This window comes from uncultured Friedmanniella sp. (genome assembly GCF_964244285.1).
In the GTDB taxonomy this organism is placed as follows: Bacteria; Actinomycetota; Actinomycetes; order Propionibacteriales; family Propionibacteriaceae; genus Microlunatus.
Genome location: NZ_CAXTHT010000004.1, coordinates 25,777 through 40,071 on the forward strand (window position 1 = coordinate 25,777; position 14,295 = coordinate 40,071).

The 14,295-nt window shown below is 72.1% G+C and carries 14 protein-coding genes; 5 read left to right on the plus strand and 9 right to left on the minus strand.

From position 1 onward, the window contains the following. The first annotated feature begins 9 nt into the window (after positions 1–9). Together ACFE7W_RS11375 and ACFE7W_RS11380 are read left to right on the plus strand one after the other, a co-directional pair. A complete protein-coding gene (locus ACFE7W_RS11375; protein ID WP_375424902.1) occupies positions 10–642 on the plus strand; it encodes an L-threonylcarbamoyladenylate synthase in 633 nt (210 codons plus the stop codon). A gap of 65 nt (positions 643–707) precedes the next feature. Further along, entirely contained in the window at positions 708–2,006 is a 1,299-nt protein-coding gene (locus ACFE7W_RS11380) for an ankyrin repeat domain-containing protein (RefSeq protein WP_375424903.1), read from the plus strand. Positions 2,007–2,073: 67 nt separating this feature from the next. On the opposite strand, the gene ACFE7W_RS11385 is transcribed toward ACFE7W_RS11380, so the two are convergent. The 5 genes from ACFE7W_RS11385 to ACFE7W_RS11405 form a co-directional block, all read right to left on the minus strand. After that, complete coding sequence (locus ACFE7W_RS11385) at positions 2,074–2,277, minus strand: DUF2945 domain-containing protein (RefSeq protein WP_375424904.1); 204 nt, start codon at positions 2,275–2,277, stop codon at positions 2,074–2,076. 31 nt (positions 2,278–2,308) lie between these two features. Then, on the minus strand, positions 2,309–2,557 hold the full coding sequence (locus tag ACFE7W_RS11390; protein WP_375424905.1) for a DUF2630 family protein: 249 nt from the start codon (positions 2,555–2,557) through the stop codon (positions 2,309–2,311). Between the two features lie 64 nt (positions 2,558–2,621). Further along, a complete protein-coding gene (locus tag ACFE7W_RS11395; protein WP_375424906.1) occupies positions 2,622–3,710 on the minus strand; it encodes a CDP-glycerol glycerophosphotransferase family protein in 1,089 nt (362 codons plus the stop codon). A 33-nt stretch (positions 3,711–3,743) separates the two neighbouring features. Further along, positions 3,744–4,496 carry an HAD family hydrolase gene (locus ACFE7W_RS11400; RefSeq protein WP_375424907.1) on the minus strand — a complete coding sequence of 251 codons (753 nt, stop codon included), beginning with the start codon at positions 4,494–4,496 and terminating at the stop codon, positions 3,744–3,746. Between the two features lie 154 nt (positions 4,497–4,650). After that, positions 4,651–6,069 (minus strand): deoxyribodipyrimidine photo-lyase, encoded by a 1,419-nt coding sequence (locus tag ACFE7W_RS11405; protein ID WP_375424908.1) that lies wholly within the window; start codon positions 6,067–6,069, stop codon positions 4,651–4,653. Positions 6,070–6,254: 185 nt separating this feature from the next. Here ACFE7W_RS11405 and ACFE7W_RS11410 point away from each other — a divergent pair, with 185 nt between their 5' ends. After that, positions 6,255–8,186: a potassium transporter Kup gene (locus tag ACFE7W_RS11410; protein WP_375424909.1), complete on the plus strand. Its 1,932-nt coding sequence runs from the start codon at positions 6,255–6,257 to the stop codon at positions 8,184–8,186. Between the two features lie 93 nt (positions 8,187–8,279). Further along, entirely contained in the window at positions 8,280–10,538 is a 2,259-nt protein-coding gene (locus tag ACFE7W_RS11415) for a glycoside hydrolase family 3 N-terminal domain-containing protein (protein WP_375424910.1), read from the plus strand. Positions 10,539–10,605: 67 nt separating this feature from the next. Here ACFE7W_RS11415 and ACFE7W_RS11420 read toward each other — a convergent pair whose 3' ends face one another. The 3 genes from ACFE7W_RS11420 to ACFE7W_RS11430 are packed head-to-tail and all read right to left on the minus strand — an operon-like array spanning position 10,606 to position 13,035. Next, entirely contained in the window at positions 10,606–11,109 is a 504-nt protein-coding gene (locus ACFE7W_RS11420; protein WP_375424911.1) for an SRPBCC family protein, read from the minus strand. 25 nt (positions 11,110–11,134) lie between these two features. Then, positions 11,135–11,794: a response regulator gene (locus tag ACFE7W_RS11425; RefSeq protein WP_375424912.1), complete on the minus strand. Its 660-nt coding sequence runs from the start codon at positions 11,792–11,794 to the stop codon at positions 11,135–11,137. Beyond that, positions 11,791–13,035, minus strand: coding sequence for a sensor histidine kinase (locus ACFE7W_RS11430; protein WP_375424913.1), 1,245 nt, complete (start codon positions 13,033–13,035; stop codon positions 11,791–11,793). Before ACFE7W_RS11430 ends, ACFE7W_RS11425 begins: the two co-directional genes overlap by 4 nt. Positions 13,036–13,254: 219 nt before the next feature. Here ACFE7W_RS11430 and ACFE7W_RS11435 point away from each other — a divergent pair, with 219 nt between their 5' ends. Continuing rightward, on the plus strand, positions 13,255–13,713 hold the full coding sequence (locus ACFE7W_RS11435; protein ID WP_375424914.1) for an FMN-binding protein: 459 nt from the start codon (positions 13,255–13,257) through the stop codon (positions 13,711–13,713). 29 nt (positions 13,714–13,742) lie between these two features. Here the strand turns inward: ACFE7W_RS11435 and ACFE7W_RS11440 are convergent, their stop codons facing one another. After that, complete coding sequence (locus ACFE7W_RS11440; protein WP_375424915.1) at positions 13,743–14,216, minus strand: Fur family transcriptional regulator; 474 nt, start codon at positions 14,214–14,216, stop codon at positions 13,743–13,745. Positions 14,217–14,295: the final 79 nt, after the last annotated feature.

Here is a 14,295-nt window from a genome sequence, read left to right on the forward strand (position 1 = left end):
GCTCGACGCGTGGCCCGCTACCTCGACGTGCATCCGGTCAACCCGCAGGCCCGGACGATGAGCCAGGTCGTCGAGCTGCTGCGGGGCGACGGGCTGATCGCCTACCCGACCGACTCGTGCTTCGCGCTGGGGTGCCAGCTGGGCAACCGGGAGGGTCTCGACCGGATCCGCACGATCCGTCAGCTCGACGGCTCGCACCACTTCACCCTCGTCTGCGCCGACTTCGCCCAGCTGGGCCAGTTCGTGCACCTGGACAACGCGGTCTTCCGGGCGGTCAAGGCCGCGACACCGGGCCAGTACACGTTCATCCTGCCCGCCACCCGCGAGGTCCCGCGCCGGATGCTGCACCCCAAGAAGCGGACGGTCGGAGTGCGCATCCCCGACCACGTCACCGCGCAGGCCATCGTCTGCACCCTCGGCGAGCCCCTGGTCTCGAGCACGCTGCTGCTGCCCGGGCAGGACGCGCCGATGACCCAGGGCTGGGAGATCAAGGACACCCTCGACCAGCTTCTCGACGCTGTCGTCGACTCCGGGGACTGCGGCGAGGTCCCCACCACGGTGGTCGACTTCTCCGACGGCACGGCCGTGATCACCCGGGTCGGCGCCGGCGACCCCGACCGCTTCGCCTCCCTCGCGGCCTGACGGGCCCCCGTCCCTGGAGCCGGAGCAGGTGGCGCTCGTCGGCCGGCGTCGGCCTACCGTAGGGCATGGCCAACGCTTCGAGGCGCGAGGTGGACCAGGCGCTGCTGGACCGGTACGCCCGCGACCCGCTCGCCGGTGGGGACGAGACCGCGCCCGACCTCGCCACCGACGTGCTGCGGCACGCCTGCCTGCTGGGGGAGCCACCCGACGGCCCCGAGCGCTGGGCCCGCGCCGGCCGGCTTCTGGCCGAGCACCCGGAGCTATCCCGCACCGACGTCCACGTCGCGGCCGCCGCGGGTGACCTCGACGCGCTGCGCCGGCACCTCGCCACCGATCCCGACGCCGCCCAGCGGGAGGGCGGCCCCCAGCGCTGGCCGCCACTGCTCCACCTGACGTACTCCCGGCTCGGTTCGGGCGACCCGGTCGGCTGCGCCGAGCTGCTGTTCGCGGCGGGTGCCGATCCCGACGCCGGCTTCCTCTGGCAGGGACTGCCGACCCCGTTCACGGCGCTGGCCGGGGTCTTCGGGAGCGCCGACGACGCTCGCCCCGCGCACCCGGACGCGGACCGGCTGGCTCGCGCGCTGCTGGCCGCGGGCGCCGACCCCAACGACGGCCAGGCGCTCTACAACCGGATGTTCGCCCCCGACGACAGCCACCTCACGCTGCTGCTGGACGCCGGCCTGGGCCGGGGCGACGGCGGTCCGTGGCACCGTCGGCTGCCGGAGCTGACCGACCCACCGACCGACCTGGTCCGCCAACAGCTCGGCTGGGCGGTGACGCACGGCCTGCTGGCGCGGGTCCGGCTGCTGGCCGAACACGGGGTGGACCTCGTCCAGCCCCTGAGCGGCACGTGGCTGCCGCAGGTCCTGTCCCTACCGCCGCTGGCGCTGGCCTGGCGGTCCGGTCGGCCTGAGGTCGCCACCCTGCTGGTCGAGCTGGGCGTCCCGGATCAGCTGGACACCGACAGCCGGGCGATCGGGCGACTGCTCACCGGCAGCGATCCCGGGCTCCGGGCCGACGAGCTCGACCGCCTGCGGCGGCAGTACCCGGCGCTGGTGCTGCGGGCGGCGGTCGCCAACCGCACGGACGGCGTCCGGCTGCTCGTCGGGCTCGGCTTCGACGTCAACGCCCTCGGCCGCCAGGACCTGCCGCTCGACCAGCCGTGGGAGACGGCCCTGCACCACGCCGCAGGGGAGGGCAGGCTCGCGCTCGCGGAGCTGTTGCTGTCGCTCGGGGCTGACGCGGAGATACGGGACCGTCGCTTCGGCGCCACCCCCCTCGGCTGGGCGCGGGAGTTCGGCCGTGCCGACCTGGTGGCCAGGCTGGAGACCCACCAGCCCGCGACGGACCCTGACGCCCGCTAGGAGCAGCACCACCATGCGCGGATCGGGTGCACCGCCTTCTGGCCGGTGGCACCCGACCTGCTGGTGGTCAGGCCTTCTTCAGGCTCGACTCCTTGTGGGCGGCCTTCGATCCGGACTTCTCCGACTCCACGACCCAGTACGGCTCGTCGTCGGAGGCCTTGAACTTCTGGCCGTCGAGGGTGAACTCCTTCGTCTTCTTCTCGACCGTCTTGCCGGTGGTCTGCCCCTGGGAGGTGTTCCAGTGGACGCTGTCGCCTTTGCTGAGTGCCATGGGCCGATCGTAGGTCGGGCCGGATCCAGGTCTAGCCGAGGTAGCCCTCGACCTGGCTCACCGGCCGGATCGACGTCGCCTCGTCGGGGTCCTCGCCGTATTCCACCCGGGCCCGGCGCTGCCGCAGCAGGTCCCAGCACTGGTCGAGCGCCTCCTCGATCCGGCGCAGCTCCACCTTCGCCGGCTCCCGGGCGTCGGAGCTGCCCTGGACCCGCTGGCGCAGCTCGTGCTCCGACTCGACCATGCCGGCGATGCGGGTGAGGATCTCGGTCTCTTCCATACCGTCGAGACTAGAGCGGCGCCGCCGCCCTGGACAGCCCCTCGACGGGGTCCGGGCGCGGCGGTCACGACATCTGCGGCTGCCGGCTCACCTTGTCGTACAACCACTGCAGGCGGTCCGCGGCATGACCGTCCTCGCGGTGGGTGAAGAGCCGGCGGAACTCCGCGTACGGGCCCTGGTAGCGGCGGCCGAGGCCGTCGAGGTCGCCGAGGGCGGCGACGACCTCGGGGCTGGTCCGCAGCACGGGGCCGGGGGCCAGCGGCTCGAGGTCGAAGTAGAAGCCGCGCAGGGAGTCCCGGTAGCTGTCCAGGTCGTAGGCGAAGAACAGCAGCGGCTTGCCCGTGATGGCGAAGTCGAACATCGTCGAGGAGTAGTCGGTGATCATCACGTCCGCGGCGAGGTAGAGCTCGTGCACGTCCGGGTAGCGCGACACGTCGACGACGCCGGCCCGGTTCATCGGCTCGGCCCGGTGCGTCACCTTGTAGTGCAGTCGCGGCAGCAGGGCGTAGCCCGGTCCCAGGGTGGCGAGGAAGTCGTCGACGTCGAGGGCCAGCTCGACGTTCGGGGTGCCGTCGGCGTAGAACTCGTCGTCGCGCCACGTCGGGGTGTAGAGCACCGCGGTGACGTCGTCGCTCAGGCCGAGCGAGGCGCGGACCCGGGCGCGGACGGCGTCGGCGTCGGGTGCCGACAGCACGTCGTTGCGCGGGTAGCCCACCTCGAGGATCTCACCGGTGAAGCCGAACGCGTCCCGTAGCCGGGGCGTGCTCTCGGCGTTGGGGGAGAGCAGGTAGTCCCAGCGGGCGACGTCGCGGTCGAGCTCGGCGAGCTTGCCCTCGGGCGCCCACAGCACGTCGTTGTGAATGCGCTTCAGGGGGGTGCCGTGCCAGGTCTGCAGGTAGACCGCCCCCGGCTTCTTCTCCCAGTCGAGCTCGAGGTGGGTGTTGGCCACGACGAGGTCGGCCGACTCCAGAGCGGCCCGGGTCTCGGGTCCGGTGACCGGGACCGTGGTGACGGCGGCGGGGAAGCTGCCGGCGTGGCGCGGGTCGCACCGCCAGATGTGCTCATCGCCCGGGGACGCGTGGGACCAGTGCTCGTAGAGGGCCCGGGCGTTGTCGCTGTAGCGGCCCTCGAACGAGTCGTAGACGATCCTCATGGTGCCCTCCTCAGGGTGTGGTGGTGAGTGTGGTCACGGGGTGGGGTCGAGCAGCTGTTCCAGCTCCGACCAGGAGTCGACCAGGGCACTGACGCCCGCCCGCTCCAGGTCGGCAGCCCTGGCGTCGCGTTCCTCCAGCGGCACGAAGCAGAGCACGCCCACGGTCACGAGGCCGGCGCGGACGGCCGACGTGGCCCCCGGTACCGCGTCCTCGAGGGCCAGGCCCCGATCGGGCTCGAGGCCGAGCCGGCTGAGGGCCAGCAGGTAGACGGCCGGGTCGGGCTTGCTGGTGGGGACCGGCAAGGAGTCCTGGGCGCTGAACCGCTCCGTGTCCGGGAAGTGCCCGGCCAGCCCGCTGCTGGTGAGGCTGGCGTCGATCCGGGTCAGCGCGCTGGAGGTGACGACCGCCAGACCGAAGCGCACCGCCAGCCGGCGCAGCGGCGACCGCACCGCGTCGTCCGGACGCAGGGCCTGCGCCAGGTGGCTGGTGACGGCCTCGTTCTCCTGCGCCACCCACCCGTCGGCCTCGGCCGCGAAGCCGGCGGACTCCACGTCGACGCCCCGGTCGCGGGCCAGCCCCGTGAGGGTGGCCCGGAAGCTGAGGCCGGTCGCCGTCCGGCGCAGCTCGTCGGCGGTATAGCGGTCAGGGGAGCCGAGACGCTCCAGGTAGCGGTTGGCCACCAGCACCGACGCGTCGAACGCCGGCCCCTCGGAGTCGAAGAGGGTGCCGTCGGCGTCGCACAGCAGCGTGGTGACCGACGTGAGGTCGAGCTCGGGCACACGCACGGTCCACCTCCGTCTGCGGGATTCGGGTCGTCCCGCCTCGGATCAGGCGGATGGCGAATGCTACGCCGCCCGGACGAAAGTCGCTCACACAGTCGACGCAGGTCTTGCTATACCCCGAAGGGTGGCTGTCGTACCCCAGCGCCTGAGGGACGAGTCAGGCGGAGGCCTGGCGGACTTCCTCGATCTCGCGCTCGACCTTGGCCACGTAGGCCTTCGGGTCGGTCTTGCGCTCGAGCCCACCCGCCGTCATCGACCGGGTCTTGCCGAAGACGGGACGCTCGGTCCAGCCCCGGTCGTGCTGGCCGTAGACCCAGGCGACGTTGGCGAAGGAGTTGGCGTCGCGGCCGTCCAGGAAGTAGGTGTTGTTCAGTCGCAGGGTGGTGGCGTAGGCCTCCTCCGGACTGGCGGACCACTCGAGGATCTTCTTGCCCCAGTACATCCGCATGTGGTTGTGCAGGTAGCCGAGGTGCTTCATCTCGTTCATCGCCGCGTTCCAGTACGGGTCCTCGGTGGCCGCGTCCTCCAGCTCACGGGCGGTGTAGCCCGGCTCGCGCCGGTCGCCGGCGTGCTCGGCCAGGGTGGTCCGGGCCCATTCGGGCAGGCACGAGTAGGAGTCGTAGTCCGGCTCGTAGAAGACGAAGTTCATCGGCAGCTCCCGCCGGACGATGAGCTCCTCCAGGTAGGTCTGGGTGTTCTCGTCGTCGCCCTGCTCGCGGATCGCCAGGGCGATCGCCACGGGCGAGATCTGGCCGAAGTGCAGGTACTTGCTCATGTGCGACACATGGTCGGTCTGCGGCTGGTTGCGGTTGTCGGCGTAGTCGGCGAACTGATCGCGCAGGAACGCCCGCAGCACCGTGGTCGCTGCGCTGGTGCCGCCGGTGAAGATCGGCACGGGTCGGACCGTCTCGTCGAGGTCGAGACTCCCCAGCAGGGCGTCGAGATCGCTCAGGTCCTCACCCTCGACCTCAGGTGGCGTGGTGTCCTTCAGCCGCGCCTTCGGCAGGTCGACCAGGAAGCGGTCGAGCTGCCGGGTGATCTTGGGCCGGAGGGTGCGGGCGGCGTACTCCTTGTGGTCACTGGCCAGCTCGACGGGGACGACGACGTCGCTCTCCACCTGGACCACCGCGCAGCCGGCCTCGGCGGCGACGTGCTCGCGCCACTGCCGCTGGGGGCGCAGGTAGCCGCGGTCGCAGACCACCAGGGCCGCGTCGGCGGCCAGCCGCAGAGCCACCTCGTCGGGGGCGCCGCGCTGCAGGACGAAGGTGACGTGCCGCTTGGCCAGCGCCTCGGCCACGTCGGCCAGCCCCTCGACCAGGAACCGGTAGTGCCGCAGGTTGGCCTCGGGGTAGCCGTCCATCAGTCCGAACGCCACCAGCAGCGGTAGCTCCAGCTCGTTCGCCCGGCGGATCGCGTACTCCAGCGCGTGGTTCAGCTCGGCCCGCTGGGACTGCTGCATCCAGTACAGGACGTAGCTCGCGTCCGCGCGGACGTCCGCCTCGTTGAGCGTCTGCACGCGTTCGCCCTGGATGCCGGGGAAGACGTCGGGGAGGCTCGTGGCCGCGGAGGTGGGCATCCTCGCAGCGTAGGGCGGGCCCGAAATGCACCCGTCGGTCACGTCGCCGAAGTCCGCGACGTCAAGATCGTGCGAAGAAGTGCCGCTCGACGTCGACCGGCTCGCCGTGGCGACACCGCAGGACCGAGGATGGGCCAGCGACGAGACGGTGCATCGGCACCGTCGCAGGTGGTGAGGAGGTGGCGGTGGCGACAGCGCTGCGGGTGCCGGTGACCCGAGGAGGGGCGCTCGGCGGGTCGGCCCTGACCGTCGGCGCCCTGGGGATCGTCTTCGGCGACATCGGCACCAGCCCGATCTACACGATCCAGACGGTCTTCAACCCGGACGACCCGCACCCGGTCGCGGTCTCCCAGGCCCACGTCTACGGGATCGTCTCGTTGATCTTCTGGGCGGTGATGATCATCGTGACGCTCAAGTACGTCCTGCTGGTGATGCGGGCCGACAACGACGGCGAGGGCGGCCTGCTCGCCTTGATCACCCTGATCCAGCGGCGGGTGGCGGGCGGGGGCCGGCGGACCAAGATGATCTTGGCTGGCCTGGGCATCTTCGGGGCCTCGCTGTTCTTCGGCGACAGCATGATCACCCCGGCGATCTCGGTGCTCTCGGCCGTGGAGGGGCTCAAGATCGTCGAGCCCTCGCTCGCTCCTGCGGTGGTGCCGCTGACGGCGGTGATCATCTTGGTGCTGTTCGCCTTCCAGCGGGCCGGGACCGCGAAGGTCGGCCGCCTGTTCGGTCCGGTGATGATCGCCTGGTTCGCCGCGATCGGGATCGCCGGTGCGGCCGGCGTGGTCAGCCACCCCGGCGTTCTCGCGGCCCTCTCCCCGACCTACGCTGTGGGCTTCCTGGTGCACGAGTTCGGCACGGCGTTCTTCTCCCTGGCGGCGGTGGTGCTGGCCGTGACCGGCGCCGAGGCCCTCTACGCCGACCTCGGCCACTTCGGGCGGGCGCCGATCACCCGCGCCTGGCTGGTACTGGTGTTCCCGGCCTGCGTCCTCAGCTACCTCGGCCAGGGGGCGCTGATCCTCGAGCAGGGCGCCGCGGCGACCGCCAGTCCGTTCTTCCTCCTCGTACCCGACTGGGCCCGGCTGCCGATGGTGCTGCTCGCGACCGCCGCCACGGTCATCGCCTCCCAGGCGGTGATCACCGGCGCGTTCTCCGTCGCCTACCAGGCGATCCAGCTCGGCTACCTGCCCCGGCTCCGCGCCGTGCACACCTCGGAGGAGACCTTCGGCCAGATCTACCTGCCGTGGGTCAACTGGGTGCTGATGGTCGCCGTGCTGACCCTGGTCTTCGCGTTCGAGAGCTCTGCCGCCCTGGCCTACGCCTTCGGTATGGCGGTCACCGGCACCATCGCGATCACCACCATCCTCTTCTTCTACGTCGTGCGCCGGCACTGGCACCGCAGCCTGGGGCTGGTCGTCCCGGGCCTCACGCTCTTCCTCGGGGTCGAGCTGCTGTTCTTCGCGGCGAACCTGACCAAGCTGGCCTCCGGGGCCTGGCTGCCGCTGCTGATCGCCGTCACGATCTTCGCGGTGATGACCACCTGGCAGCGCGGCCGGTCCCTGGTGACGCAGCAGCGCGAGAGAGAGGAGGGCTCGCTGCCGCAGTTCGTCGACGAGCTGCACGACCGTCGCCCTGCCCTGCTCCGGGTCCCGGGGACGGCGGTGTTCCTCAACCGCGGCAAGCAGACCACCCCGCTGGCCATGCGGGCCAACGTCGACCACAACCACGTGCTGCACGAGCACGTGGTGATCCTGTCGGTGGAGACCCGGCCCGTCCCTTATGTCGCGCCGGCCGAGCAGGTGGTGGTGGACGACCTCGGCTACGACGACGACGGGATCACCCACGTCCAGGCGTCGGTCGGCTACCTCGACCAGCCGCACGTGCCCCGGCTGCTGGAGCTGGCCGTCGAGGCCGGGCTGGAGTGCCCGCTGGAGGTGACCGAGGCGACCTACTACCTCTCGACGATCGAGCTGACCGTGGGGGAGGCCCGGGGCCTGGCGCGGTGGCGCAAGAAGCTCTTCGTCGCCACCTCCCTCATCTCCGCCGACGCCGCCGAGTACTTCGCACTGCCTCGCGACCGGACCATCGTGATGGGGTCGCGGATCAGCGTCTGAGCGGGAGGGTCCGACATCCCGGCTGCGGTGCCGAGGAGGCGGTCCGCCAGACTGTGCCCACGCGAGCGGCAGGGTTGCCGGAGGAGGGTGTTCATGGCTGACCAGCAGGGGACGAGCGGAGCACCGGTCGACGAGAAGACCGTGCGCGAGCGGGTCGAGGAGCTGCTCGCCCAGCTGACCCCGGCGGAGAAGGCCGGCCAGCTCACCCAGTACTTCTACTTCGGGGCGCTCGGGGTGGAGATGGCCGACGGCACCCCCTCCCAGGCCGGTCTGGTGGAGGCGGCACTCAGCCGGGGCGAGGCGGGCTCGCTGCTCTTCGTCACCGACCCGGCCGAGATCAACCGGCTGCAGCGGCTGACCGTCGAGGGCCACCGCTTCGGCATCCCCGCCCTCTTCGGCTTCGACGTGATCCACGGCCTGCGGACGATCCTGCCGGTACCGATCGCGCTGGCCGCCTCCTGGGACCCGGCGACCATCGAGGCCGGGCAGGCGGTCGCCGCCCGCGAGGCCCGTGCGGTCGGCCTGCACTGGGCGTTCGCGCCGATGGTCGACATCGCCCGCGACCCGCGCTGGGGCCGGATCATCGAGGGCGCCGGCGAGGACCCGTTCCTCGGGGCCGCCGTCGCCGCCGCCCAGGTGCGCGGCTTCCAGGGACCGGAGCTCGGCACGCCCGAGCGGGTGATCGCCGGACCCAAGCACTTCGCCGGCTACGGCTATGCGCTCGGTGGCCGCGACTACGACGAGTCGAACATCTCCGACGCCGACCTGTGGAACGTCGTCTTCCCCCCGTTCCGTGCCGCCCTGGAGGCCGGGGCGGGCAACGTGATGACGGCCTACATGGACCTGAACGGGGTGCCCGCCGCCGGCAACCACTGGCTGTTCACCGAGATCCTGCGCGAGACGTTCGGGTTCACGGGATTCGTGGTCAGCGACGCCAACGCGGTCAAGGACCTGCTTACCCACGGCTTCGCCCGCGACCTCACCGACGCCGGCGCGCGCGCCCTGAGCGTCGGGGTGGACATGGAGATGGCCATCGCTGACCCCGCGTACGGGCACCTGACCGAGGCGCTCGAGACAGGAGAGGTCTCGACCGAGTCACTGGACGCCAGCGTCCGCCGCGTGCTGGAGGCCAAGGTGCGGCTGGGCCTGCTGGACGACCCGTACATCGACGAGGAACGGGCTGCCGTCGTGCTGGCCGACCCGGCGCACCGCGAGGTGGCGCGGACCGCGGCCGAACGGGCGGCGGTGCTGCTGCGGAACGAGGGAGGGCTGCTGCCGCTCGACGCTGACCGTCTCGGCTCGGTCGCAGTGGTCGGGCCGTTGGCCGACTCGCCCCGCGACACCCTGGGCCCGTGGGTCTTCGACTACGACCTGGATGAGACGGTGACCGTGCTGGCCGGGCTGCGCGCGAGGCTGGGAGAGGGCGTCGACGTCGGCTTCGCGCCCGGCGTCCGGCCCGGCCAGCGGCTGTTCCCCTCGCTGTTCGACCAGTTCCCGGGCAACACGCCGGTGGACCCGGAGGGCTTCGACGACGCGGTCCAGCTCCAGCGGGCCGTCGACCTGGCCGCGGGCAGCGACCTGGCCGTGGTGGTGGTCGGGGAGTGGCAGCACATGATCGGGGAGAACGCGTCCCGCTCGTCGCTGGACCTGCCCGCCGGCCAGCTCGAGCTGCTGCAGGCCGTCGTCGCGACCGGGACACCGGTGGTGCTGGTGCTGCTGAACGGCCGCCCGCTCGACCTGCGCTGGGCGGTCGAGCACGTGCCGGCGATCCTCGACGTCTGGTACCCCGGCAGCCAGGGCGGCACGGCGGTGTCCAACCTGCTTCTCGGGGACGTCTCGCCCGGCGGCAAGCTGCCCTTCACGTGGCCGCGGACGGTTGGGCAGGTACCGATGATCTACGGCCACACCGCCTCCCACGACCCGCACAAGCAGGCCCAGCGGTACTGGGACGAGGAGAGCACGCCGCTGTTCCCGTTCGGCCACGGGCTCTCCTACGCGAGCTTCGCGTACGCCGACCTCCGCCTGGACCAGGACGTGGTCGAGCCCGAGGAGACGCTGACGGCCTCGGTCCGGGTCACCAACACCGGCGACCGCGAGGCCGACGAGGTGGTTCAGCTCTACCTGCACCAGCGCTACGGCACCGCCTCGCGGCCGGTGCGGGAGCTCAAGGGCTTCCGCCGGGTCATGCTGGCGGCGGGGGAGTCGCAGACGATGGAGTTCTCCGTCGGACCCGAGCACCGTCGCTACTGGAACGCCGCCGCCCGCGACTTCGTGCTGGACGCCTCGACGTTCGACGTCTGGGTGGGCGGGGACTGCACCGCCTCCCTCGGAACCACCTTCGAGGTGCGGTAGACCGGTCCTCCGAGCACCCTGTGTACCGACGTCGTGTAGACCTACGTCCTGAGTACAGGACCTAGGTCTACACCTTGTCGGCGGGAGGTCCGCTGGCGCCGACCTCCTGGGCCAGCTGAGCCAGGACCCCGCCGGCGTAGCCGAGCCACAACCGGCCGACCACCGCCGCCAGCGGCCGGGCGACGGCGGAGCGTGCGAAGAGGTTCCACTCCCAGGTGGCCTCGGTGCCCTCGGCCACCGGGCGGAAGCTCCAGGACTCCTCGATGATGGTCACCACGGGCTTGAACGGCCCCGAGAGCACCGTCAGCCGGTTGGCGAAGCCGTGGGGTCGGTCGATCGAGAGCATCTCCTCGCGCATCGTGCCGCCGTCCCCGGTGACGAAGACGCGGCTCTGGCCGGGTGACTCCCAGAGGCCCTGCTGCTCGCGCACGTCGACGATGGGCGGGATCGGCCCGTAGCGGCGGGAGTAGAGCTGGGGAAGGGGCAGCGAGAGAGCCGCCTCGAACACCACCTCGACCGGTGCGGCGACGGTTCCCGAGCGGTGGACGGTGGTGGGTCTGGAGGTGGCCATCTGGCGATCGTAGGGGCCTGCGGCCTCAGCCCACCAGGCCTGACTGGTAGGCCACGACCACCAGCTGAGCGCGGTCGCGGGCACCGAGCTTCGTCATGGCCCGGCTGACGTGGGTCCGGGCGGTGGCCGGGCTGACGTAGAGGCGCCGTCCGATCTCCTCGTTGTTCAGGCCCTCGCCGATCAGGGCCAGCACCTCGCGCTCGCGGTCGGTGAGCTCGGCGAACCCGGGATTCCTGCGGACCGCGGGGGCGCCGGGACGCTCCCGCAGGCTGTCGATGACCCGGCGGGTGACCGAGGGGGAGAGCAGTGACTCCCCGGCTGCGGCCAGTCGGACGGCACGCAGCAGGTCGGCCGGCTCGGCGTCCTTGACCAGGAAGCCGGCGGCTCCCGCACGCAGGGCGGCGAAGACGTGCTCGTCGGACTCGAACGTGGTCAGCACGACGACGCGGACGCCGGCCAGCCCGGGCTCGGCGGCCAGCTGACCCAGGGCGGCCAACCCGTCCAGCACGGGCATCCGGATGTCCATCAGGATGACGTCGGGGGGTGACCGGCGGGTGAGCTCGAGGGCCTGGCGGCCGTTCTCGGCCTCCCACAGCAGCTCCAGGTCGTCCTCGGACTCGATCAGCACCCGCAGCCCGAGCCGGATCAGCTGCTGGTCGTCCGCGACCCCCACGGTGACGGTCATGCCGACCGCCCGGCGGCGTCCAGCGGCGTGCCGCCCGGAAGGTCGCCCACGGGCAGCTCCGCCCGGACCCGGAAGCCGGAATCCGGCAGCGGACCCACGACCACGAGGCCGCCGACGACCCCGGCGCGGCTGCGGATGCCGGCGATGCCGCTGCCCTCGGCGTAGCCACCGCGGCCCCGACGCCCGTCGTCGAGCACCTCGACCACCAGCAGGGGACCCTCGCGCGTGAGGGTCACGGTGATCGATGCGTCGGCGGTGGCGTGGCGCACGACGTTGGTCAGCCCCTCCTGGGCGATGCGCAGGGCTGCGTGCTGAACGGCGACGGGCAGCTGCAGCCGGTCCGCGGGGGGCCGGGTGTAGCGGACCTCGCGCCCGGCCGCCTGCAGGGCCGAGACCAGGTTGTCCAGGCCCGCGAGTCCCGTCGGCGGCTCGACGACGACGGCCTCGGCACCCTCGGGGGGGTCGCCACGCAGGGTCGCGAGCGTGCTGCCCAGCTCCGCCAGCGCGGTCTTGCTGGTGCTGCGGATGGCCTCCAGCGAGGGTCCGAGCTGGTCGGGCCGGCGTTCCAACAGGTGCAGCGCCACGCCGGCCTGCATGTTGATCACGGCGAGGGAGTGGCCGACGACGTCGTGCACCTCACGGGCGATCTGCAGCCGCTCCTCGTCGGCGTACCGGCGGCGCTCGGCCAGTCGGTCGTGGCGCTCGGCGTCGCGGCGGGTGGCCAGCACCAGCGCGAGCAGGCCCGGCAGCAGGATGCCCGCGGTCCCCAGCACGACGGCCAGGTAGAGGCCGGGGTCGTTCAGGCCGCCGTAGGGGTGGCCCCAGAAACCGGCCGACATGGCGGCCGGTACCCCCAGCAGCATCAATCCGAGCTGGCGCGGTGGGAAACGGGTCATCAGGGTGTGAACGGCCAGCACCGGTCCCAGCAGCACGAGCCCGTACGACCCGCCGGCCCAGAGGAAGGCGGCCACGGCCACCAGCACGCCGGCGTATGCGACCCTCGGGAAGGTCCGGCGCAGTGCCAGCGCCGCCACGAGTGCGACGACGGCCGCGAGCTGCGAGGCGTCGAAGGCCGGCCCCGCGTGCTCGGTCCGCCTCGGCCCTAAGGGCGGTCCGCGGTGTCCGCCCCGGTCCTGACGGGCGTCGAAGTCGTTCAGCTGGGCCGTGGAGAGAGCCAGCACCGCGACGCCGACGCCGAGAGCCGCGTCCTGGGCGGCGCGGGGCAGCTGCGGGGTGCGCATCGGTCGACTTCCTGCGTGCGGAGATGGGCGCGCGGCGCGCGTCCCCCTCAGGCTAGGCGGCCGGAGCCCGCGGTGCGTACGTCCACCGGCGTAGGGGCGCTACGTCGGGCGGCGCAGCTCGGGGTCAGCACCAGGGCCGATGCGGCGGTGGCGGTAGGCCCGCCAGGATGACTCCGTGAACCAGACGTCCGTGCCCCGGCCGCCCCAGCGGGGGCACCGGTGAGAAGGATCGCCCTCTGGCTGGCCTCCACGGTCACCGTCGTCGTGCTGCTGCTCGGCTACCACACTTCGACCGACAAGACGTCCGCCCCGACACCGGCCGTCGGTGCCAGCCCGCCGGCGACGGAGGCGCCGTCGGCCAGCCCGACGCCCTCGAGCAGCCCCAGCCCCAAGATCAGCAAGGCGAAGACCTACACCGGGTCGGTCGCCCAGACCCGCTGGGGCCCTGTGCAGCTGGAGATCACCGTCACGGACGGCAAGATCAACAAGGTCACCGTCCTGCAGCAGCCGAACGGTAACCCGCGGGACACCGAGATCAACGAGCAGGCGCTGCCCATCTTGATCAAGGACACGATCAGTGCCCAGAGTGCCGACATCGACATGGTGAGCGGGGCGACCGTCACCAGCGAGGGCTACCTCCAGTCCCTGCAGGCCGCCCTCGACGAAGCCGGAATCTGAGCGAGGCTGACGCCGCCGCGGCGCCGACGTCAGCCGTCGGCGGACCGGCAGGCCCGACAGGTGCCCAGCAACGCGGTGTGTCCGGGGTCCAACCGGAAGCCCTGGTCCTGCTCGAGCCGGGACTGCAGCGCGGTCATGACCTCCGCGGGGGCATCGAGCACGGTGCCGCACCGGGTGCACTGCAGGTGCACGTGGTGGTCGGCGGCCGCCGGTAGTCCCGGCACGGTCAGGTGGTAGACGGTGCTGCTGCCTCCGAGGTGGATGTGGGCCACCAGGCCCAGCTCGCCGAGCGTTGCGAGCGCCCGGTAGACGGTGGCGCGGTGCACCGTGGGCACGCGTCCGGCGGCCAGGCCGACGACCTCCTCGGCACTCAGGTGCTCCCGGGTCTCGTCGAGGACACCGAGCACGGCGAGCCGGGCCGGCGTCACCCGCTCCTGTCGGCTCCGCAGCAGCTGGACCGCCAGCTCGAGCCGGGTGGCCTCCTCGGTCGGGCTCTGGGACATGTGCTCAGTCTGCCGCGTGCCGCCCGGACGGGCGACCCGTCGCTGTCGGATCAGATGCGATACGGTCGCATCTGAGACG